Here is a 21674-nt window from a genome sequence, read left to right as displayed (position 1 = left end):
CCCAACATAGCCAAGATGTCTGGAGATTTATATCATCTAGTTGCCTTTCTCATCTCTCATGTCGTCGTTTTGTGGAGTACCCCCGTCGTCAAAACAGTCGGCCTCAAAAGTGGTTATGTTGACCAACCAGGCGACCGAAAAGTTCATAAACAACCAATGGTACGTCTAGGTGGCATTTCGATTTTTATTGGTACGTTAATTGCGTTATTGATTATTTGGTGGTTGGGTGGTTTTAAAGGATTACCCCCTAACCGTGAGTGGGAAGTTTGGGGAGTCACCATCGGCGGATTAGCTTTCTTTTTAATCGGATTAGCGGATGATTTATACAATCTTTCGCCTTTTTCTCGTTTAGCAATGCAAGTAACTGTCGCATCTTTAGCATGGCTTGTCGGCGTAAAAATTGACTTTCTTTCGGTTCCTTTTTCCGATTTAATTCATATTGGTTGGCTAAGTCTTCCCATCACCGTCATATGGTTAGTGGGGATGGCAAATGCGATAAATTGGATTGATGGGTTAGATGGATTAGCCGCAGGAGTCGCCGGCATTTCTTCGGTAGTATTATTAATGGTTACTCTAGCAATGCACCAACCCTCAGCCGCTATTATCGCCGCAGCAATGGCCGGTGGGGCTTTAGGTTTCTTGCGCTATAATTTTAATCCTGCACAAATTTTTATGGGTGATGGTGGGGCTTATTTTATGGGCTTTACTCTCGCAGGTGTGGCGGTAATTGGTTTAGTTAAAACAACTGCTGTGACAACCATTGCCGTAACTGCGGTGTTATTACCCTATCTAATTCTAGCTGTCCCGATTATAGATATGTCAACTGTGATTATTTCTCGTCTCAGTCAAGGAAAATCACCCTTTTTAGCGGATAAACGCCATCTCCATCATCGTTTACTCAAAGCTGGAATTTCTCATCGTCTGACGGTTTTATTTATATATGCGTTGACGTTTTGGGTGGGCAGTTTGGCGCTAGGTTTTTCTAATGTTCCTAGTGGTTGGGGTTTTGCGATCGTTGCTACCTTATTATTAATTTATGTTAGTTGGCAAGTGCGGCGTAATAGTCGCTTAGGAGATTAATTAATCTTCTACTAATTCAAAATCTACCCGTTGATATAAATCATGTAAAGAAATTTGCCAATCTAGAGAAGCTAATTGTAAAACCGCATTTTCGCCCTCATAAAAATGAATTGACCATTGTTCTTGAGATTGTTTTAAATATTGTTCGACTGTATAACTATATTGATTAATTAAAATATATTCTTGGAAGCTAGGTAGAGAACGATAATATCTAAATTTATCCCCTCTATCATACCCTTGAGTGGATTTGGATAACACTTCTACAATGATTTGAGGATTGGTAATTGTTGATTTTCCTTTTCCATGATAAATCGGATTATCTTTAATAACCATCACATCAGGATAAGTATAAAAACGGTATTCAGATAACCATAAACGTACTCCTGCCATATAAATATCATAATTTTGGGAATTAATATTTAAAGGAAAATTTCGACAAAAATTTAAACAAATTTTATTATGATTCGTTGTATCTCCTACTATCGGGATAATTTCTCCATCTAGATATTCATTTTTGTACTCGGTGGTTTCTTCTAGTTCGAGGTACTCCTCTGGGGTGTAATACCGTTTTTCCGTCTGTAGTTGCATACTATTTTTGTCCCTTGTCTAATTTCGGTAAATACTTCCTAAAATAAGCATAACGCTGTTTATCTTTTTTTCATCGCTTAATAGTATTTTTATACTAAAAAAATTAAATCGCCTCTAATTTAGATTTTAAAACAATTGCATAACCTCCTTGCGCCCAGAAATAAGTAATGACAGCACAGGATAAATGTCGGGGAGGTATTAAAGATGAAAAAGCTAAATACAGTTGTTTTAAGCTCTATACTTTTGTTTAGCTTAAGAGTTGATTTAGAAAAAAACAAAGCAGTAGCTTTAGACTCTTTACGTGAAAAAATCAATCGATGTACAAATTTAGCTAACTCTGAGCAATCAATTTCTTTAAATGCTACTAATTATTGTCGCAGATTTTTCGAGATAGCTCAATGTCAGCTTCAACAACAGCAAAAAACTAATCAAGCATCCACTAAAAAAAGTAATGCAAAAAGACAAAAAGATTATTGTAAAACGCCACTATATAACATTTCTCTTATAGATGATATCGGGGTTTGGTTTCTAAATCAAAAAAATGTAGGAGTTTGGTCTCCAAACCCATTATGGAGCAATATTTAATGAACTATTTAAAATTTAGTTACAACAATAACTGGATTTTTTGGCTGGCTAATCTGAAAGGAATTAAATTTTATTGTTGGTATTATTTCTTAAAAAAATTAAATTGTCAGGTTCAGTTGAAAATAGTCATCAAAAAGTAATTTAATGCACTTGAAACTTACATCACCCAGAAAACCATATGAATAATTTCATTCAAGACCGAAAAAAATTGCATAACCCATCCAACCTCAGATATATGAACGATTACAGGAGCGATGTTACTTCTAGATTTTGGGAAAAGGTCATGATACAAGATAATTCAACTAACGATTATCAATCTATAGAATATATCTTTCAAGTCATCCAAGATTATCAGAAAATTCAGTTTAGTGAACTTCTCAAAAAAATCCTCAAAAAAAAAGAAGTCAGCATCAAAAAGCTTTTCTATAAATTACAGGAGCAAAATTATTATATGAACCGAGAATCCCTTTACCGTTATTTCAATTCTAACCCTAAATGTAATCGATTTCCTCCAAAATCCTTTATCTTAGCCTTCTCAAAAGCTTTGCATTTATCAGTCGAACAAACTCAACTACTTTTAAATTTTTGGCTTCATTACAAATTCATTAAAAAATGCAATTGTAATCATTGAATGATGAACTTAAAAAAATAGCCGAATTGCCTTAAAAGATGGATTTATCCAATTTTATCTCTATTTTGGACACATCAGAGTTTGATAATAGCTTTAGAGTGAGAATATGCAGTTTATACAAACAATCTTCGCCTAAGCTTTTCTTTTCAAGACATCCAATTTATTTAGTGTACGAATGTTTTATTTAGGAGTAAATGTCAAATGTTTGAACCTAACATCTCAGAAAATCAATCAACTTCTCTAAATAGTGGCTTACTAGATTCCAATTCTTTATTAAATAGCTCAATTGGACTAACTGAACAATCGTCTTTATTAGATTTTAGTTCTCAATCTCAACTTGCTATCAATTCAGGTTTTGAGTCTGAATATATTGATCGAACATTAGAAAAAACAACCATAATCAATAAAGAATCGTTGATTAGTCGTGTTGGTAGTGTAGAACAATTAACAACACAAGGCAGTAATGATCCTTTAACTGGACTATCTGCTAATGCTTCTGTTGTTGGTAAAATTGATCCGCTTTCGGTGGGTACATCAGCATTAGGAACTAAGAAGGTTCGGGGAACATTAGGGGCCGATCGCTTTACGATTAACTCTAACTATAACTACATCATCTCTGGTAATGGCAATGTAAATTATAGTAGTGGTTTAAGAGATTATATCGATCTATCTGGGATTAATTCTAGTAGCGTTGCTTTTAACTTTGTTAGTTCCACAGGTTCTTCGGGCGGAGTTTTGTACAATCCAGGCAGTGGAAATCGTCTATTTGATTCTATGACACTCAGTAACGGTTCTAAAATTTATTTTGAAGGAATCGATAATATTCGCTTTGCCAACGGTACTGCCAATTTATCTACCATACCAAACGATCCCTACTTTAATTCCCAATGGAATTTACACATGATGGGGGTTCATAATGCTTGGTGGTTTACCAAAGGTTCGACAAATGTCATGCTAGGAGTTGAAGACTCAGGATTAGGGGTTAATAGTTCTGGTTTCATTCACCCTGATTTACCTAATACAACCGTTTATACCAACAACTATCGGGATGAATTCAGCGATACTCGTTTCCCAGTTAATCAGCGTACTTCTCACGGTACCGCAGTACAAGGAATCATGGCAGCAAAGAGTAATAACGGACTGGGAATGAGTGGCATTAACTGGAATTCTGAGGTTTTCCACATTGATGTTATTCCGGGTAATGAGTTGGGAGATCAATCATTGGCTACGGCAACACAAAATATGATTAATTATGCTAATAGCCAAGGAAAGCGTTTAGTTATTAACATGAGCTTAGGTGGAGGTAGTTCAAACTCTGCATTTAATCAACTTGTAGCTAACAATCAAAGTAAAGCGCTTTTTGTAATTGCTTCGGGGAACAGTGGACAGAGTAGCATCGCCTATCCAGCAATTCTAGCTAACTCTTACAGCAACGTCATTGCAGTTGGTGCAGCTAATACCTCTGGACAAAGAATTAATTACTCTCAATATGGCGTTGGGTTAACCTTAATGGGGCCATCCGAGGTGATTAGTGCTAAAGCGTCTGGTTTGCCATATCCCAACAATACATCTAATACTCAATTTAGTTATTACGGCAATGGTTCTAGCGGTTTTAACGGAACCTCAGCAGCAGCACCGAACGTAGCGGGAGTAGCGTCTTTAGTTTGGAGCGCTAACCCAAATCTTAGTGCATCTGGTGTCAAACAAATTCTCTCTCAAACAGCCGTTGATTTAGGGACATCAGGCTATGATTATTTTACTGGTAGTGGGTTTGTGAATGCTGATGCGGCAGTACGACGAGCTTTAGCTGTTAAGAGAACAGGTAGTTTTTCTAGTGCTTTGATGTCTGGTATGGCTAGTAATGATTACGAACTGAGCGCGGTTAATGTTTTGAGTCAAAATCAAGGTGAAGTGAGCAACCGAAATGCCATCACAACTACAGACTTGATTGCTAATGATTCTCGTCAAGCTAAGACATTACAAGTAGTTGAGGCTCCGTCTATGAGTTCTGTAGAAATTATAGACATTCCAAGTCCTGCAAAAGTAGCGGCTAATGTTATTTCTTTGACAGGTAATTTCAAGACAACTCAACTCAGAGAATTAGAAAGCGCATCCATTGATAGTTTAATGCCTGGATTGGATTTCTATTCTTCTTTAGTAAAACATACTGATGAGTTAATGGGTGCTTATTCTTAATAATACTCCATTCTTACATCTAGGGTTTGGTAACCGACAGTGTTTGGTCTCCAAACCCCTACATTTTTGGGTAATTAATACAAAGGTTCTAGTTATTGGTTAACAAAAAACGATCGCATTCTCAAAAAAAATTTGAAAAACGTCAAACATAGGTTAAAACAGTAAATGTATTGAAAATAGACTAATTTATTCTTTACTTCATTTAAAATGAATTCAATTCAAAATTTTTTAGCCCTTACGCTTGTTGGGAGCATTTTACCGGTTAATGCGAGTCAAACCTTAGCACAAATCCCCACTAGACCTGATCCTATCACGCCTGTTCCCCCGCTAGAAAAACCACAACCCATCGAAAAACCACAACTCGAAATACCGCCACCTCAAACGCCTCCTGCACCTTTTGAAGAAATCCCAGGCACCATTAAAGTTAACGGATTTGAATTTATTGATAATACAGCTTTTAGTAATGAAGAATTAAACGAAGTTGTTAAAAATTTTATTGGAAAAGAGCTTACATTTTCTGACTTAATTGCAATAGAAGAAATTATCACAAATCTCTATATTAGCAATGGTTACATCAATTCTGGTGCAGTTATTGAAGCTGGACAATCCCTTAGTCCAGAAGGCGCAATTGTAAAAATTACAATTATCGAAGGTGGAATAGAAGACATCAAAGTAACAGGAACTCGACGCTTAAGACCAGAGTATGTTCGTTCTCGTTTAGGTCTTGCTGTGCAAACTCCCCTCAATCAAAACCGTTTACTCGAAGCATTACAACTTCTACAACTTGATCCGCAAATCAAAAATATTTCAGCACAATTATCAGCCGGAGTACGCCCAGATTTAAGTTTATTAGAAGTTGAAGTTACAGAAGCAGACACTTTTAATATTGATGTATTTGCTAATAATGGTCGTAATCCTAGTGTGGGTAGTTTTCAGCGAGGAGTCTATATTCAAGAGAGAAATCTATTCGGTTTTGGTGATAGCATCGATCTAACATATAACAATACAGATGGAAGTAATGCCGTTGATTTGAGTTATGTTATTCCCGTTAGTCCCCATAATACGACAATTCGATTAGCGGGGGGTTATAGTAGTAATGAAGTAGTCGATCGCCTCTTTAATGATATTGATCTTACAGGCAATTATTATTACTACGAATTATCTTTTCGTCAGCCTTTAATTCAATCACCGACTCAAGAATTTGCGCTAGGATTGACACTATCTCGCCAAGAAAGCAAAAATTTCTTAGAAGGAGAAGGGTTTCCTCTTTCTGCGGGTGCTAATAATCAAGGTGAAGTCAGGATATCTGCAATACGTTTATTTCAAGACTGGGTAAAACGAAACCCTAGAGAAGTCATTGCAGTAAACTCTCAATTTAGTATCGGCGTTAATGCTTTCGATTCTACCATCAACTCAGATGGTATTCCAGATGGTACCTTTTTTGCTTGGCGTGGACAAGGACAATATGTCAGATTATTAGCACCCGAAACATTATTAGTCGTTCGTTCTGACTTACAATTATCCAATGAACCCTTATTAGCCCTAGAACAGTTTTCTGTCGGTGGTTTAGGAAGTGTGCGAGGATATCGCCAAGATTTACTCCTCACCGATAATGGCGTTTTGCTCAGTACAGAAGTTCGCTTACCGATTTTGCGAGTATCCAGAATAGAAGGCGTTTTACAAGTTATTCCCTTTATTGATTTTGGTGTGGGTTGGAATAATGGAGAATTTTCTAATCCTGATCCTAATACATTAGTAGGTGTTGGTTTAGGGTTATTATGGCAAATGGGAGAGCGATTAAATGCTCGGTTTGATTGGGGTATTCCTTTGGTGAGTACAGATGTGGAAAAAGATTCATTAAACGATCGTGGTCTTTATTTTAGTTTAAATTTCCGCTTCTAATAAATCTGTGAGTAAATTTACTGTTTTAGGTAATCCTTGCTGTTTTAGAATTTCTAAATATCGATCGCGTGTTAGAGGTGGATTTTTTAAAGTGCTTCTTTGTTTTTCTGCCGCTTGAGCGACAGTTTTTGAGTCACGCTCAATTAATTCTATGATAAACTCATCAGGATGAATGGCTTCTATTTCATAAAGATCAAGAACCGAATCAGGAAAATCTTTAAGGTTAAAAGTGACAATGAAATCAGCCTGAGTCTGAATAGCCGCCGCTAAAACATGACGATCGTTAGGGTCTGGAAGTTTCAGCCTTGGAATTAGTGATGCGTAATTTGTAACTAGACAATTATGAACATTTATATTCATTAAGTTCTTTGTACGATTCAGTTGAGCTAAAGTCAGATCAGGACGATTTTTTAAAACATTTCTGATCCACTCATCATGAATCTCATCTGTCCATCTTGCTCTAAATAAATTTGTCAAAGCCAGCCACATCAAAAAATCCCTTAACGGTGCAGGATACAAAACCGAAGCATCATAAATAACTGTCCAACTTGTCACTCTTTTTATTCGTATCCCATTTTTAATTCTTGTGCTTGGGCGGCTAGTTCAGCTAACGTTTGTTCTCGTTGTGTGTCAATACGGTTTTTATAATTCATCACATCTTCACAAAGAACCCGACGACGTGGGCCGACCTTGCGAAAAGGAATTTGCCCTGACTCTAATAACTCAACAAAATAAGGACGAGACACATTTAATAAATCAGCCGCTTCAGAGGTAGTTAGTTCTAGTTTAATAGGAACAATTTTGACGGTTTTTCCTTGGCTTATCTGCTCTAAAATTTCGATTACTAGACTAAGTGCGGTAGCTGAAATGGTTACTGAATCAGTTTCTAGCTGATTCGACTTTATTTGTAAAGTATAATACTTTTGTTCTTGCTTTAAGTAGCTCTTCAAAATATCATAGCTTGCCATTGCAAGAGTCTTTTCATCGGCTATCGAGTTGAATGTGTCAGAAGAATGGGAAACTGAACGAGTCATAAAAATTTACTGAATCAGCTAATTAGTCTTTTGATTATACGAAATAAAAGAAACAAACGCAATGAACAAAGATTAATTCAAAAATTAGAGTAATTTCGCAAATTAGCACCAATTATTCACTTAAATCATCTTTTATAATTATTTTATCTTCTTGTCAAGCATAAATTAGTAATATTTAACTAATTACTGCTCAAATTTTTAAAAAATCAATTTACATCTCGTAACACATGAATTCCTTATCATTCGGACATTTTAAAGATTTCAAAAACAGAGATCAGTCATAAATTTAACCAATTGAACACGTCATTTACCTTCAACTCTAACCCAATCCCCTCTAAAATCGGCAATTTTTCATCTTCCCGAAATAACTGCACCCGTTGTTCTGGAAATACACCTAAAATTGTTTCTTCTTTAGCATCTATTAACCATCCTAATTCTGTCCCCGCCATCGAACAAAGTAACAAATTTTCTAACACTTTCGTTGTACTTTGATCTGGCGATAGAATCTCAACTGCCCAATCTGGATAACTCTCAAACCGATTCGCTATGCGTCCTGACTCGGTGCGAGGAATTCTGCGAGAGCGAAACACCGCCACATCTGGTACAATCGCATTCCCTTCAAAAACACAGCGCAACCCCAGAAAAGCAATCGCAACCTGAGATGATTCTGCTAACTCATTCACTGTCCAACAAAACTTATATTGTAAGCGACTATGTTCCCCTTGAGGCATGGATTTTTGACTCACCTTTCCATGAATAAACTCAGAAGCTGGTTGAGTTTCTGGTAAGTATAAAAACTCAGAAAGTGTTAAAACTTGAACTGGTGTTTGTACCATTAATTTTTGTTGATTAAATTTCACCATCTAAAATTTTAGTCTTATCAAATATTGACATCAGTCACTCTTATAATTTTGTTGATTTAACCAAAGCACTAATTCAGACTTCTCGACAATATTTAATAAAGCTTCGACTAAAGATTCTAATTGTTCAGTCGATAAACCTTGTATCCTTTCCAACAACGGAGCTTCTAACTCACCAAACCGAATTCTTAAAAGACGCATTGTCAGAGACAGTACTTCTTCTCGCTTTCCTGTTTGGATAATATCTTGATAAACTGATGATTCTTTCATAATATCCTTCTTTAGAAATTGATAGATTAAATTTGTGTTAAAACGTAAGCCAGCTAAAAGTTCAGTACAACTGGCGATATCAGATTTTTCTTTACTGTCCTTAATTGTACTAATTTTTTCTCCTACTCGTGCTAATAATCCTGAAGATGATTCAGCTTTAGTCAAGGGTGCTAAAGGTAATAATCCTAGATTATCTAAAAATAATGCCGAATCTTGCTCCCACAGACGAATGACTCGATAACGATGAATTGTTGTCTCATCTTGATAAACCTCAGTATAAGCGATCGCTTTTCTCGTTTGTTGAAGAAAAATGATAATTTGTACTACAGGACACTGATATAGTCGTTTCAACTGTACAGCATAATCTAACATCCTCAAAGGAAGAGGCGGTTTAGATCTAGGTAAAGTTTGAAATTCTAAATGTAAAATCCTATTGGAAACTCTAAGAAATGTCAATGAATCAGCAGGAATCGGATCTTGAGATAGTTCAGTTTTAAGAACTTCTATATCTGCGGTTTCAATGCCTAACAACCACTTGGCAAAAGCATCGGGATAACGTTCTGCTAAATATTTACAAGTATTATCGTAGCTCAATTGTGTTTAGGTTTTATCTTCGTTTATTTAATTAAACCATTTTTTATAATTATTTTAGATTCTTTTTAAGCTGCAATCAGTATTATTTAACTAATTCTTGGTCAAATTTTTTAAAAATCAATTTACATCTCGTAACAAATGAATTTCTTCTCATTGCGTCTCACATTTGGCATATTTTTGACACTGCTTGGTAGTCTAATAGATAATGGAATAGCAGAGGCACAAATTATCCCTGACAACAGCCTTGGTGCAGAAAACTCCAGAACTCGACCAGACACGATCAAAAATACGCCCAGTGACGTAATAGAAGGCGGTGCAACACGTGGTAGTAACTTATTCCACAGTTTTCAGGAATTTAATGTTAATGAAGGCAGAGGGGCTTATTTTGCCAATCCCGACGTAATTCAAAATATCTTTTCACGAGTCACAGGGGGAAATGTATCTAATATTTTGGGAACACTTGGCGTACTCGGAAATGCTAACTTATTTTTGATTAATCCAAGTGGCATTATTTTTGGACCAAATGCGCGTTTAGATATGCGAGGAGCCTTTATTGGTGCAACGGCTGATAGTCTAGTATTTGATAATAATTTCGAGTTTAGTACAACTAATCCAGATGCACCACCATTATTAACCGTAAATATTCCAATTGGTTTAAGATTTCGAGAAAACGCTGGGGATATTAGTAGTACAGCAAATATAGTAACTCCGAGTCATTTAACTCTTAAAGCTGGAAATCTCAACATATCTGGAACTCTTGCAGTAGGAGGAGATTTAACCTTAGAAGCATTAGATACTTTAATCATTAGAGATAGTGTAATTAGTCCTTTTATCGCCGCATCAGGTGGAAATTTACTGTTACAAGGAAATCAAAACGTTGACATATATGCGTTGAATCATCCTCAGAGTGGGATTGTTTCAGGAAAAGATTTATTATTACGTTCAACTAATGCAGTCAGTGGAGATGCACATTACTGGAGTGGTGGCAGTTTTAAGATAGAGAAATTAGACGGAAGTTTGGGAGGTTTAGTCAGTTTATACGATCCAATTATTCGTACAGTTGGAGATGTTAAATTTGATGCTTATCAGGGAGCATCATTACATATTATTGCTGGTGGCTCTGTCTATATTCCAGGTACGATTCTCATTACGGGTGTCGATGAAACTGGCGATACATTAGCTTCTACAGTAACTTTATCTGATGGTAGTACGATTAATATTGATGGAAGTTTAGAACCAACATTAGATATTCGTGCAGGAACAACAGCAGTCGGTAACCCATTTTTTGATACAGATACGCCAACAAGTGCAGACATTTTTATTGGTAGTATTACGTTCCATCCCATTTTTGGCAGTGGCGGTAAAGTTTTTTTAAGCAATCAATATTCACCCAATCTAGCCTTACAACCTCTATTTGGAGGCATTACGGTAGGTTCGATTACTACTAAAAATGCGTTTGGTGGTGGTTCTGTTACTATAGATGCGCGTGGTGGAATTACTCTTGTTGGTGCGGTTGATGCTTCGTCTTTGATCGGTAATGGTGGTAATGTGACGCTACTCTCTCAAGGAAATATCAGTACAGGTTCTAATATTTTAGCCCAAGGTTTACTAGGCGGGAATATCACTCTAACCAGCACAGGTGACGTATTACTAACGAATGGTTTAGAATTAAATGTTCGTGGTGGTGGTGGCGGTAATATTACGATTAATGCTCAAAATCTTGAACTAAGAGTAGGAAGTAAACTTAGAGCAGGAATCGCATCGGGGTTAGGTTCACTAGATGCACAAGCAGGAGATATAACAATTAATGCAATAGGGACAATTGCGATCGCTAATAGTAGTTTGGTTTCCAATGCTGTTCTACAGAATGGTAAAGGAGATGCAGGAGACATTGAGCTTAAGACAGGTACTTTAAATATACTAGATGGCGCAGTTTTAGAATCTACCACTTTTGGGGTAGGAAATGCAGGAAAGATAACCGTTAATGTTACTGATACTATGACTTTAAAAGGTGAAGATAGTCAAGGTTTACGAAGTGGTGTAATTAGTCTAGTCTCCTCAAATGGAATAGGAAATAGTGGGGAAATTGAAGTTAATGCAAATACTTTGAATTTATTCGATGGTGCAAGGATTCTTAGTAATGTTATAGGTATAGGAGATGCAGGAAAAATAACCATTAATGTCACTGATGTTATGACTTTAATGGGTAAAGATAGTCAAAAACGAGTCAGTAATATATCTAGCTTAGTGCAATCAGAAGGAATAGGAAATAGTGGGGGAATTGAAATTAGTGCAAATACATTAAATTTATTCGATGGTGCTGAATTGAATTCCAGTACTGAGGGATTAGGAAATGCTGGTAAAATAGCCATCAATGTTTTTGATACGATGACTCTACAAGGAGAAAATCGTAGAGGTTTAGGAAGTGCTGTAATCAGTAGAGTAAATTTTGGTGGAACGGGAAATAGTGGGGGAATTGAAATTAGTGCAAATACATTAAATTTATTCGATGGTGCAAGATTAGATAGTTCGTCAAGAAGTATAGGAGACGCTGGCAAAATAACGATTAGCGTTACTGATACGATGACTTTGAAAGGAGAGTCGAGTCTAGGTATAGGAAGTAGTATATTTAATGGGATTGTTGGACAGGGAAATAGTTATGGAATCGAGGTTAAGACAAATACTTTACTTCTGGATAAAGGACAAATTAGCAATAGTATTTTTGGTGTGGGTAATGCAGATAAAATAACTATCAATGTTAATGGCACTATGACTTTACAAGGCGAAGATAGTCTAGGTTTGACAAGTGCCATATTTAGCAGAGTTGCAGCAGGTGCAAAAGGAAATATTAGTGGAATTGAAGTTAATGCAGGGACGTTGAATTTATTAGACGGTGGAAACATAAATGCTGGTTTAGCAGGAATAGGAAATGCCGGTAAAGTAACGATTAGTGTTGTTGATACGATGACTTTACGAGGAAGCAATAGCGAAGGAAATGTTAGTGGTGTAGGTAGTCAAGTAAGTTTAGGAGCAGAAGGTGATAGCGGTGGTATTGAAGTTAAAGCAACAAATTTGCAGATGTTTGATGCAACTACGATCAGTAGCAGTACGGAAGGATTAGGAAATGCTGGTAAAATAACTATTAATGTCACTGACACGATAATTTTGGGAGAAAGTCAAAACACTAGAACTTCAGTCTCTAGTCGAGTTTTATTGGGAGCAAAGGGAGATAGTGAGGGAATTGAAATTAAGGCAGGTACTTTAAAATTACTAGGTGGTGGTCGTTTAAATACTACTACTGAAGGCATAGGAGATGCAGGCAAAATAATAGTTAATGTTACTGGAAATGTTACTTTAAAGGGACAATCCAATGCAGGTGAGGGAAGTAGTATAGCTAGCGCAGTAACACCTAACGGAAAAGGAAATAGTCAAGGAATAGAAATAAATGCTACTAATGTGATTCTTCAAGACGCTGCCTTTATCATTACTTCAACTGGAAGCAATGGGAACGCTGGCAATATCATTATTACGGCAAAAGAAACAGTTTCTACTTCAGGTGCGAAATTTTTTGGAGAATTAGTTTTAGGAGGAGTTTCTGCATTCACATTAAGTGGAGGAGAAGCGGGAGACATTACCATAAACACCCCTATATTCAACATCTCAGACAGTGCGGAAGTCTCGGCATTTACTCAAGGAACAGGTAACGCTGGCAGCATTACTATTAACTCCCCCCAGATAGTAAATATTGGTCAAAATAGTAAGATAGTTGTTGAAACCTCTAGTGCTGGACAACCAGGTAACATTAACATTACGACAGATACTCTAAATATTGGCACAAATGCCCAACTCAGTGCTACAGCTACCGCCACAGCCACGAATACGCAAGGTGGTGGAAGTATTAATATTAATGCTTCTAACCTCAATATCGCAGGAAAACTAGGTATTTTCGCAGAAACCCAAGGATTAGCCCCCGCAGGTACACTAACACTAAATCCCGATAATGCTAATCCTAACCTTAATATACTTTTTATTGAACAAGGAAAAATATCAGCATCAACCTCAGCTAGTGGAAATGGTGGCGATATTAACATCAGTGCGCCCAATAATATAGATGTTAGTGGAAATGGGACGATCGCAACCTCTACATCAGGAAGTGGCAATGCAGGAACAATAAACTTTAATACTAATCAACTCAATCTAGTTGAAGGAGTGACAGTTACAGCTAGTACAATAGGAACAGGAAATGCAGGAAACATTAATCTTAATGCCACACAAGTTAACTTACAGCAAGCAACCATAACAGCTTTCACTAACGGGCAAGGCAATGCAGGAAGTATAAATGTACCAAATGCTCAAAGTATTAGTCTTAATAACAGCACCATTTCTACTGAAATACAAAAAGATGGAATAGCCACCGAAGCAAGTAACATTACTCTCACTTCAAATACATTAAACCTAGATAATAATTCTAACATCACTGCAAGTACAGCAGGAAAAGGAGATGCAGGGGAAATTACTATTACAGCAAATAGTTTAACCGCACAAGGTAAATCTAGCATTCAAACCAATACTACCAGTAGTAGTCAAGCGGGTGATATCATTTTTATTCTTCAAGATAATCTGACGCTAACTGATAGTACTATAGAAGCAAGTACAGATCCGAGGTCAAGCGGCAACGGTGGAAGCATAAATATTGACCCAAGAACAGTAAACTTAAATAACAACGCCAGAATTAGCGTTAATTCTCAAGGAACTGGCGATGGCGGTAGTATTACTCTAAAAGCCCAAAATCTGCGTTTAAATAACCGTTCTTCTATCTCTGCGACTACAGCAAGTGGCGAAGGTGGTAATATCACCCTTAACATTCCTGATACAATAAACCAGCGCAACAATAGCCCCATCACCGCTACAGCCGGTGGTACTGGCAATGGTGGCAACATTACAGTCAATACTAAATTTATAATTGGCAACGAAAACAGCAATATTACCGCTAATGCTTTTCAAGGAACAGGAGGTAATATTAATATCACTGCTGATGGTATTTTTAGAGGTTTTAATAGCACAATTACAGCAAGTTCTCAACTCGGAGTCGATGGCGTAGTCGAAACTAATACCCCAGAAGTTGATCCCAGTCGGGGTTTAATTAACCTACCTCAAAATATAATCGATCCAAACACCCTAATTTCAAAAGATGCTTGTAGAAGAGGAAGTCAAAGCGAATTTACAGTCAGGGGTAGGGGAGGTTTACCGAGTACGCCCCAACAAGTACAGAGTAGCAATGAAGTCGAAGTCGGTTTAGTTGAACCCGTAGCACAAGAATCAAATATTGTCAATCCCTCATCGGGAATAAATCGTAAAATTATTCCTGCTCAAGGATGGAAGCGAAATCAAACGGGAGATGTGGTTTTAGTCGCTTATCCAACCACTAATTCAGTTAGCCGACAAGTCAATTCACCTGCGTTTTGTGGCAATAATTAGGAGGGCGATGATCATGAATAAATTACCGAAAAGATTTCAGATGAGAAGCAATAATCAGGGTTTGGTAAACAAAGCCCTACAACAGATAAAATCAATTTTAAGATTAAAGAAATCACTAATCTTCGTGATCTTACTTTTCATCCTTTCTCTAAGTGCTTCTTCTGTTTTTGCTCAAAATCATTCGCCCGAAGCTTCTCAACTTGTGCAGCAAGGCAAAGAACTTTATAACTCAGGACAGTATACAAAAGCATTACCCATTTGGCAACAAGCGTCAGAAACTTTTGGCAACAAGAATAAACCTCTTGAGCAAGCGATGTCTTTGAGTAATCTTTCTTTAACTTATCAACAACTTAGTGATTGGGAAAAAGCCAATAAAGCGATTACAAAAAGTTTAGATATTTTACACTCTTTAAAAACTACAAAAGAACAGCAGCGTATTTTGGCTAAAACTCTCGATATTCAAGGGCAATCTCAACAAAAAACAGGTCAATCTCAAGCCGCATTGAATACTTGGCAACAAGCCGCACAAATCTATATAAATTTAGAAGATCGAGATAATAAAACGATTAATCAAATTAATCAAGCTCAAGCTATGCAAGATTTAGGACTCTATCCAAGAGCTTGTCAAACCTTACTTTTATCATTAGGATTAGAAAATAGAGAATGTTATATATCAGAGCCAGAAATTACCACACTTAAACAAGATTTAATCAATAATTATAAAAGCAATATCCAAAAAGCAAAAGCATTCAGAAGTTTAGGAAATAATCTAAGAGTAATCGGAGACTTTCAACAATCACAACAAGTTTTACTCGCTAGTTTAGAAATCGCTCAACATTGGAATTTACCACAAGATGAAAGCAAAACTTTACTCAATCTCGGAAATACCGAACGAGCTTTAGCAATTAGCTCCGCAGAAATTCGAGATATACAACAGTCAGAAACTTATCGAGAACAAGCCATAATTCATTATCAAAAAGCTGCTGAATTGTCTTCAACTTTTTTGCAAATTCAAGCTCAAATCAATCAAGTAGAATTATTGCTCGAACAGCAAAACTGGAAAAAATCAGAAGAATTATTAAGACAAATACACACAAACTTAGAGCGAGTCTTGATTAATAAAGATATTATATATGCCAAAATTAATTATGCTAAAAATCTAATTTGTTTAAAGCAAAAAGAGCCAAATTGTCTTAATGCTCAAAAACCAAATTCATCCAATGTTGATGAATCCTCTTATCAAGAAGCCGTACAGTTTTTAGAAACAGCGTCTCAAGATGCAGAAAACTTACAAGATAAACGGACTCGCTCTTATGCGATCGGTATTATGGGAAGATTATTAGAAAGTCGGCAAGAATGGGACAAAGCCAATAAATATACCCAACAAGCATTATATGACTCTTGGCAGGCTCAAGCATCGGATTTAAGCTATCAGTGGCAATGGCAACAAGCAAGGCTTCTAAAGGCACAGAAACAGCAACAAAAAGCCCTTTTTGCTTATAGTCAAGCCGTAAACACACTAAAATCCCTACGGAGTGATTTAGTCTCTCTCAATCCAGAAATACAATTTACTTTTAGAGAAAGTGTTGAACCTGTTTATCGTGAATATGTAGATTTGCTCTTACAGCCCATTGAAACAACTGAAACATCAACAGAAAACTTACAATTAGCTCTTTTGACCATTGATTCTTTACAATTAGCTGAATTAGAAAACTTCTTTCGACTGGTATGTCTTGATGCTAACCCTGTAGTAATTGACGAAGTAACTCAACAAAATGATCCTACGGCTGCGGTTATTTATCCGATTTTTTTAGAAGACCGTTTCGAGATTATTCTTAAATTACCACAACAAGAGCTACGTCATTACACTACGCCCATTGAGAATAAAAAAGAAGTTGAAAGAATACTCAATAGACTCACTCAATCACTGACTCAGGCTAATAGTCAAGAAACATTACCTTTAGCACAACAAGTATACGACTGGTTGTTACGTCCGGCTCAAGAAGATTTAGCCCAAAGTCAAGTTAAAACGTTGATTTTTGTCCTTGATAGTGCGCTAAGAAATCTACCGATGTCTGTACTGCACAACGGTCAACAATATTTAATCGAACAGTACAGCATTGCCCTAATTCCAAGCTTACAACTAATAGACCCCAAACCTTTTAAACAACAAAATAAAAGAGCGTTAATCGCAGGATTAAGCGAAGCACGAGGAAAATTCGCGGCGCTTCCTTTTGTCCGTCAAGAATTACAACAGATACAAACCCAAGTACCTCGTAGTGTCGAGTTGCTCAATCAAACCTTTACCAACGAAGGTTTTAAGAATACCGTCAATTCTGCACCTTTTTCTGTGGTTCACTTGGCAACTCACGGACAATTTAGCCAAAAAGCCGATCAGACTTTTATTTTAACTTGGGACGATCGCCTTAATGTCAACCAATTAAATAATCTACTTCGTTCCAGAGATATTGAGCGAAATAGTTCTATTGAACTACTGGTTTTGAGTGCTTGCGAAACCTTAACCGGAGATAGTCGAGCATCTTTAGGACTCGCTGGAGTCGCTGTCAGGGCTGGTGCGCGTAGCACATTAGCGACACTTTGGCAAGTAAATGATCAAGCAACGACGATTTTGATGGAGCGATTTTACGGCGCTTTAAAAGATTCAACCCTGACGAAAGCGGATGCACTTCGCCAAGCTCAACTTGGATTACTCAACGATCCTGTATACAAACGCCCGCATTTTTGGGCAGCATACGTTCTTTTAGGGAATTGGTTATAATCATCTATCCTTCTTTTGTCACTCTCCGAATTCAATCAATATTAAAAACTGCTATCCCTCTTGTGTCACTCTCCGAAAAGCGGAGATGTCTTAACTTTGTTGATGACCTTCTAAATTGACATTCCAAATTCATACCGATTAATAAATAGTCCAATCACGCTCGTCGTGCATTTTTTCAGATTTGGAAAAGCAAATTGTTTTCCTCGCTAGTCTTTTAATTCTTGTCCTCAAACGAATATGTTTTTGCTCAATTTTCTGAGTATTTTTCTTGCCAATTTCGTGCTGTTCGGCTGGTAAATTTCGCTCATACGCTCCCCACCCATCTGTATAAGACTTTTTGATGCCAAATGGCTCTAGCAATTCCTTCAGCTTCAGAAAGACTTGATCTTGACGTTTTCCAAATACATAAGCCAGAACTTTTCCCGTCGCGTGAGCTATCGCGTGCCACAGCCATCTTTGATTCTTTTTTTTCTCAACAAAACTCCACATTTCATCTAACTCCGACTCCTCTACTCCTTCTTTGGGACTTTCTTTAACTGGATATATCTCTACTTCTATTGAGTCTGGGTTAATCGTTTCTAGAAAGGCTTGATTGACTGATTGCAGCTTCAACGATTTTTTTTTAATTCTTTAGTAACCGTTGTGGTACTAATTTTAAGCACACGAGCGATATCGCGAGTTCCACTGTTATTTAGACTCATTTCAATAATTTGCTTTTTCACTTCAGGGAGGCGGCCTCTTTCAGTTATGTTAAGACTAAAGGTTACACGAAGACAATCCTGGTTAGAACAGCGATAGCGTTGTTTATTATTATATTTTCCATGTCTAATCACATCGGTACTATGACAAAAAGGGCATTGAACTGGAAGCAAAACGGTCATGATGTCTAAGAAAGCTAGTTGATTAGATATGGTTCAGTCTATTTTATCAAAGGTCATCAACAAAGTTAAGACACCACCGATTCTTTTTATAGTTTCAATCCCGTAAACAGGATTCTGTTAATAGAAAGAGATTAGGGTTCCATTTTCCTACACCCGTTAAGCGTTTCAATCCCGTAAACAGGATTCAGTTAATAGAAAGAGAGATCAAAAGTCGATTGCTGATTTGCCAGTTTATGGTTTCAATCCCGTAAACAGGATTCAGTTAATAGAAAGGCTTTATAATTCGTATAATTTGTTTCTGGCTCCCAATGTTTCAATCCCGTAAACAGGATTCAGTTAATAGAAAGGATTGGGAAACCTATAAACAACAAGCATCTTAGTCAAACGTTTCAATCCCGTAAACAGGATTCAGTTAATAGAAAGCGCACCTGGACTCGTCTGACCAGCCGATTTCCCGTTTCAATCCCGTAAACAGGATTCAGTTAATAGAAAGGGGTCTACCTTCACCGGTAAATGCGCGTTATGGTTGTTTCAATCCCGTAAACAGGATTCAGTTAATAGAAAGAGTAAAAATTCCCTTCAAGTTTAAATGGGAGTTTGCGTTTCAATCCCGTAAACAGGATTCAGTTAATAGAAAGATCCTTTAATAGTAACAGTTAACAATCTAATTAAAGTTTCAATCCCGTAAACAGGATTCAGTTAATAGAAAGAAAAAGAAATGTTAATCGAATCTCTGTGGGATATTATGTTTCAATCCCGTAAACAGGATTCAGTTAATAGAAAGTTCATAGATACTCAAAGACATTGGTTTGAGCATCCAAGTTTCAATCCCGTAAACAGGATTCAGTTAATAGAAAGGAAAGATGCTCATTCCCGTGAATTGCCCAGTGAAGGTTTCAATCCCGTAAACAGGATTCAGTTAATAGAAAGCTTCTATGTAGCTTTTGTTATGATCGCGACTGAATGTTTCAATCCCGTAAACAGGATTCAGTTAATAGAAAGTTACGCTACATCAGGAGCGATCGCTAATTACTCCATGTTTCAATCCCGTAAACAGGATTCAGTTAATAGAAAGGAAAGATGCTCATTCCCGTGAATTGCCCAGTGAAGGTTTCAATCCCGTAAACAGGATTCAGTTAATAGAAAGCTTCTATGTAGCTTTTGTTATGATCGCGACTGAATGTTTCAATCCCGTAAACAGGATTCAGTTAATAGAAAGTTACGCTACATCAGGAGCGATCGCTAATTACTCCATGTTTCAATCCCGTAAACAGGATTCAGTTAATAGAAAGTGAACCAAGTAGTGTAGATTTTCCTGTGGCATACGGTTTCAATCCCGTAAACAGGATTCAGTTAATAGAAAGAAATCGTCTGCCGCACTAAGCATCGGGACATCAACGTTTCAATCCCGTAAACAGGATTCAGTTAATAGAAAGCTCAGGGAGTGTTCTTTGTGCTTGCTGCTGGTGTTGTTTCAATCCCGTAAACAGGATTCAGTTAATAGAAAGTAAATCTAATCCTATGCCATTTCGTGGTGTTACTGAGTTTCAATCCCGTAAACAGGATTCAGTTAATAGAAAGTTACTTATGCCGTAGCCAACCAACATTCTTTATGTATGTTTCAATCCCGTAAACAGGATTCAGTTAATAGAAAGGATGCCTACGATTATGCCGCATTAGACTGCTACGTGAGTTTCAATCCCGTAAACAGGATTCAGTTAATAGAAAGCTTGCAGATGTAATCGTGCTTAAATCTGCCCTGTCAATGTTTCAATCCCGTAAACAGGATTCAGTTAATAGAAAGTGCTGAATTCAAAGAAGGGCAAAAGGCGAAGATAAAGTTTCAATCCCGTAAACAGGATTCAGTTAATAGAAAGTAAATGGGAAGCTCCTTCGGAAAGTGCTTTAAAAGACTTGTTTCAATCCCGTAAACAGGATTCAGTTAATAGAAAGGACAGTAGCGGGAATTGATAATGTTTCAGTGTCTTCGTTTCAATCCCGTAAACAGGATTCAGTTAATAGAAAGGAGTAAAAAAGAACAAGCAATCCCTATTATTTTAAATGTTTCAATCCCGTAAACAGGATTCAGTTAATAGAAAGTTGAAGCGGTGCTATTTTTTGAGCTTTAATGTCATGTTTCAATCCCGTAAACAGGATTCAGTTAATAGAAAGAGTTTATCCTGCTAGATTTAATAATAAATCACTGGACGTTTCAATCCCGTAAACAGGATTCAGTTAATGGGACTTAAACACAAATCAAGCCCAAATAAACCCTAAACTTGCTTTGTAAGAAGCAAAGACATCCCTATTTTGAGTCAGCCAATCGAAGAAACGAAAAGACATCGCTGTCCGAAAAGCCTCTAAAGCTTCAGTAAATGTATTCAAAGGTTTGTTAGCCCATCTCCTTCGTAGTCCCCCAGTTAACTTGTGCCATAAGATGAAAGTATAAGCACAAAATACTAAAATAAAATGACGAAGCAAGCTTCTTTTCCCTCTCACTTGATATTCTCCTAGCCCTAACCACCCTTTCGCTTCACGATAAAAGACCTCCACCCAATTCCTTTGTGAATAGATGCTTACTATCCATTCAGGCGTCACTTTTATTGCCTCAACATTTGTAATCAAATAATCGATATCTGTCGCCTTTTCAAAAGAACTAGCATTCATGACGATGGCAAAGGTTCTTTCTCCTTCATGACGCAACATTTTAGCTGTAAATGTCTTTACCCAAACCGTTTTTGGTTTCTCTAAGTTTAAAACAACTGGTTTAAAACTCTCGAGTGGTATACTTTTTGC

At 36.9% G+C, this 21674-nt stretch carries 14 protein-coding genes and 1 CRISPR repeat array; of the genes, 6 read left to right on the top strand and 8 right to left on the bottom strand.

Annotation, left to right across the window (positions count from 1 at the left end; all coding sequences use genetic code 11):
* The first annotated feature begins 15 nt into the window (after nt 1–15).
* Nucleotides 16–1080 carry a glycosyltransferase family 4 protein gene (locus C7H19_RS11515; RefSeq protein WP_106457029.1) on the top strand — a complete coding sequence of 355 codons (1065 nt, stop codon included), beginning with the start codon at nt 16–18 and terminating at the stop codon, nt 1078–1080.
* Here the strand turns inward: C7H19_RS11515 and C7H19_RS11510 are convergent, their stop codons facing one another.
* Nucleotides 1081–1668: a Uma2 family endonuclease gene (locus C7H19_RS11510; protein ID WP_106457028.1), complete on the bottom strand. Its 588-nt coding sequence runs from the start codon at nt 1666–1668 to the stop codon at nt 1081–1083.
* Nucleotides 1669–1872: 204 nt separating this feature from the next.
* Between C7H19_RS11510 and C7H19_RS11505 the strand changes: the two genes are divergently transcribed.
* The 3 genes from C7H19_RS11505 (at nt 1873) to C7H19_RS11490 (ending at nt 6982) form a co-directional block, all read left to right on the top strand.
* Entirely contained in the window at nt 1873–2253 is a 381-nt protein-coding gene (locus C7H19_RS11505) for a hypothetical protein (protein ID WP_106457027.1), read from the top strand.
* Nucleotides 2254–3085: 832 nt separating this feature from the next.
* Nucleotides 3086–5080: a S8 family serine peptidase gene (locus tag C7H19_RS11495; RefSeq protein WP_106457025.1), complete on the top strand. Its 1995-nt coding sequence runs from the start codon at nt 3086–3088 to the stop codon at nt 5078–5080.
* A gap of 207 nt (nt 5081–5287) precedes the next feature.
* Nucleotides 5288–6982 (top strand): ShlB/FhaC/HecB family hemolysin secretion/activation protein, encoded by a 1695-nt coding sequence (locus C7H19_RS11490; RefSeq protein ID WP_106457024.1) that lies wholly within the window; start codon nt 5288–5290, stop codon nt 6980–6982.
* On the opposite strand, the gene C7H19_RS11485 is transcribed toward C7H19_RS11490, so the two are convergent.
* From C7H19_RS11485 to C7H19_RS11470, 4 genes are all read right to left on the bottom strand, one after another.
* Nucleotides 6965–7537, bottom strand: a complete 573-nt coding sequence (locus tag C7H19_RS11485; RefSeq protein ID WP_106457023.1) for a PIN domain-containing protein — start codon at nt 7535–7537, stop codon at nt 6965–6967. The two genes, C7H19_RS11490 and C7H19_RS11485, sit on opposite strands and share 18 nt — an antisense overlap.
* A 5-nt stretch (nt 7538–7542) precedes the next feature.
* On the bottom strand, nt 7543–8016 hold the full coding sequence (locus tag C7H19_RS11480; RefSeq protein ID WP_106457022.1) for an excisionase family DNA-binding protein: 474 nt from the start codon (nt 8014–8016) through the stop codon (nt 7543–7545).
* Between the two features lie 278 nt (nt 8017–8294).
* On the bottom strand, nt 8295–8852 hold the full coding sequence (locus C7H19_RS11475; RefSeq protein ID WP_106457147.1) for a Uma2 family endonuclease: 558 nt from the start codon (nt 8850–8852) through the stop codon (nt 8295–8297).
* 57 nt (nt 8853–8909) lie between these two features.
* On the bottom strand, nt 8910–9740 hold the full coding sequence (locus C7H19_RS11470) for a DUF4351 domain-containing protein (RefSeq protein WP_106457021.1): 831 nt from the start codon (nt 9738–9740) through the stop codon (nt 8910–8912).
* A gap of 177 nt (nt 9741–9917) precedes the next feature.
* On the opposite strand from C7H19_RS11470, the gene C7H19_RS11465 reads away from it, so the two are divergent.
* Together C7H19_RS11465 and C7H19_RS11460 are read left to right on the top strand one after the other, a co-directional pair.
* A complete protein-coding gene (locus tag C7H19_RS11465; RefSeq protein WP_181280589.1) occupies nt 9918–15218 on the top strand; it encodes a beta strand repeat-containing protein in 5301 nt (1766 codons plus the stop codon).
* A 13-nt stretch (nt 15219–15231) separates the two neighbouring features.
* A complete protein-coding gene (locus C7H19_RS11460; protein ID WP_245927468.1) occupies nt 15232–17997 on the top strand; it encodes a CHAT domain-containing protein in 2766 nt (921 codons plus the stop codon).
* A gap of 138 nt (nt 17998–18135) precedes the next feature.
* On the opposite strand, the gene C7H19_RS26350 is transcribed toward C7H19_RS11460, so the two are convergent.
* The 3 genes from C7H19_RS26350 to C7H19_RS11450 form a co-directional block, all read right to left on the bottom strand.
* A complete protein-coding gene (locus tag C7H19_RS26350; protein WP_219907636.1) occupies nt 18136–18609 on the bottom strand; it encodes an IS1 family transposase in 474 nt (157 codons plus the stop codon).
* A complete protein-coding gene (locus C7H19_RS27185) occupies nt 18606–18878 on the bottom strand; it encodes an IS1/IS1595 family N-terminal zinc-binding domain-containing protein (protein WP_219907635.1) in 273 nt (90 codons plus the stop codon). Before C7H19_RS27185 ends, C7H19_RS26350 begins: the two co-directional genes overlap by 4 nt.
* Nucleotides 18879–18969: 91 nt before the next feature.
* Nucleotides 18970–21124: direct repeats of the CRISPR family, unit length 37 nt; unit sequence GTTTCAATCCCGTAAACAGGATTCAGTTAATAGAAAG.
* 10 nt (nt 21125–21134) lie between these two features.
* Nucleotides 21135–21674: transposase (locus tag C7H19_RS11450; RefSeq protein WP_146136511.1), on the bottom strand; the 540-nt coding region annotated here is incomplete at its 5' end.

Origin of the sequence: Aphanothece hegewaldii CCALA 016 (assembly GCF_003007785.1) — a bacterium.
Classification (GTDB): domain Bacteria; phylum Cyanobacteriota; class Cyanobacteriia; order Cyanobacteriales; family Microcystaceae; genus Chroococcus; species Chroococcus hegewaldii.
This window is presented reverse-complemented; position numbering and strand designations above follow the sequence as displayed.

What these genes read in the sequence shown, in the direction of transcription:
- C7H19_RS11515 (WP_106457029.1), top strand. Translation starts at nt 16, where the DNA reads ATGTCTGGAGATTTATATCATCTAGTTGCCTTTCTCATCTCTCATGTC.
- C7H19_RS11510 (WP_106457028.1), bottom strand. Translation starts at nt 1,668, where the DNA reads ATGCAACTACAGACGGAAAAACGGTATTACACCCCAGAGGAGTACCTC.
- C7H19_RS11505 (WP_106457027.1), top strand. Translation starts at nt 1,873, where the DNA reads ATGAAAAAGCTAAATACAGTTGTTTTAAGCTCTATACTTTTGTTTAGC.
- C7H19_RS11495 (WP_106457025.1), top strand. Translation starts at nt 3,086, where the DNA reads ATGTTTGAACCTAACATCTCAGAAAATCAATCAACTTCTCTAAATAGT.
- C7H19_RS11490 (WP_106457024.1), top strand. Translation starts at nt 5,288, where the DNA reads ATGAATTCAATTCAAAATTTTTTAGCCCTTACGCTTGTTGGGAGCATT.
- C7H19_RS11480 (WP_106457022.1), bottom strand. Translation starts at nt 8,016, where the DNA reads ATGACTCGTTCAGTTTCCCATTCTTCTGACACATTCAACTCGATAGCC.
- C7H19_RS11475 (WP_106457147.1), bottom strand. Translation starts at nt 8,852, where the DNA reads ATGGTACAAACACCAGTTCAAGTTTTAACACTTTCTGAGTTTTTATAC.
- C7H19_RS11460 (WP_245927468.1), top strand. Translation starts at nt 15,232, where the DNA reads ATGAATAAATTACCGAAAAGATTTCAGATGAGAAGCAATAATCAGGGT.
- C7H19_RS27185 (WP_219907635.1), bottom strand. Translation starts at nt 18,878, where the DNA reads ATGACCGTTTTGCTTCCAGTTCAATGCCCTTTTTGTCATAGTACCGAT.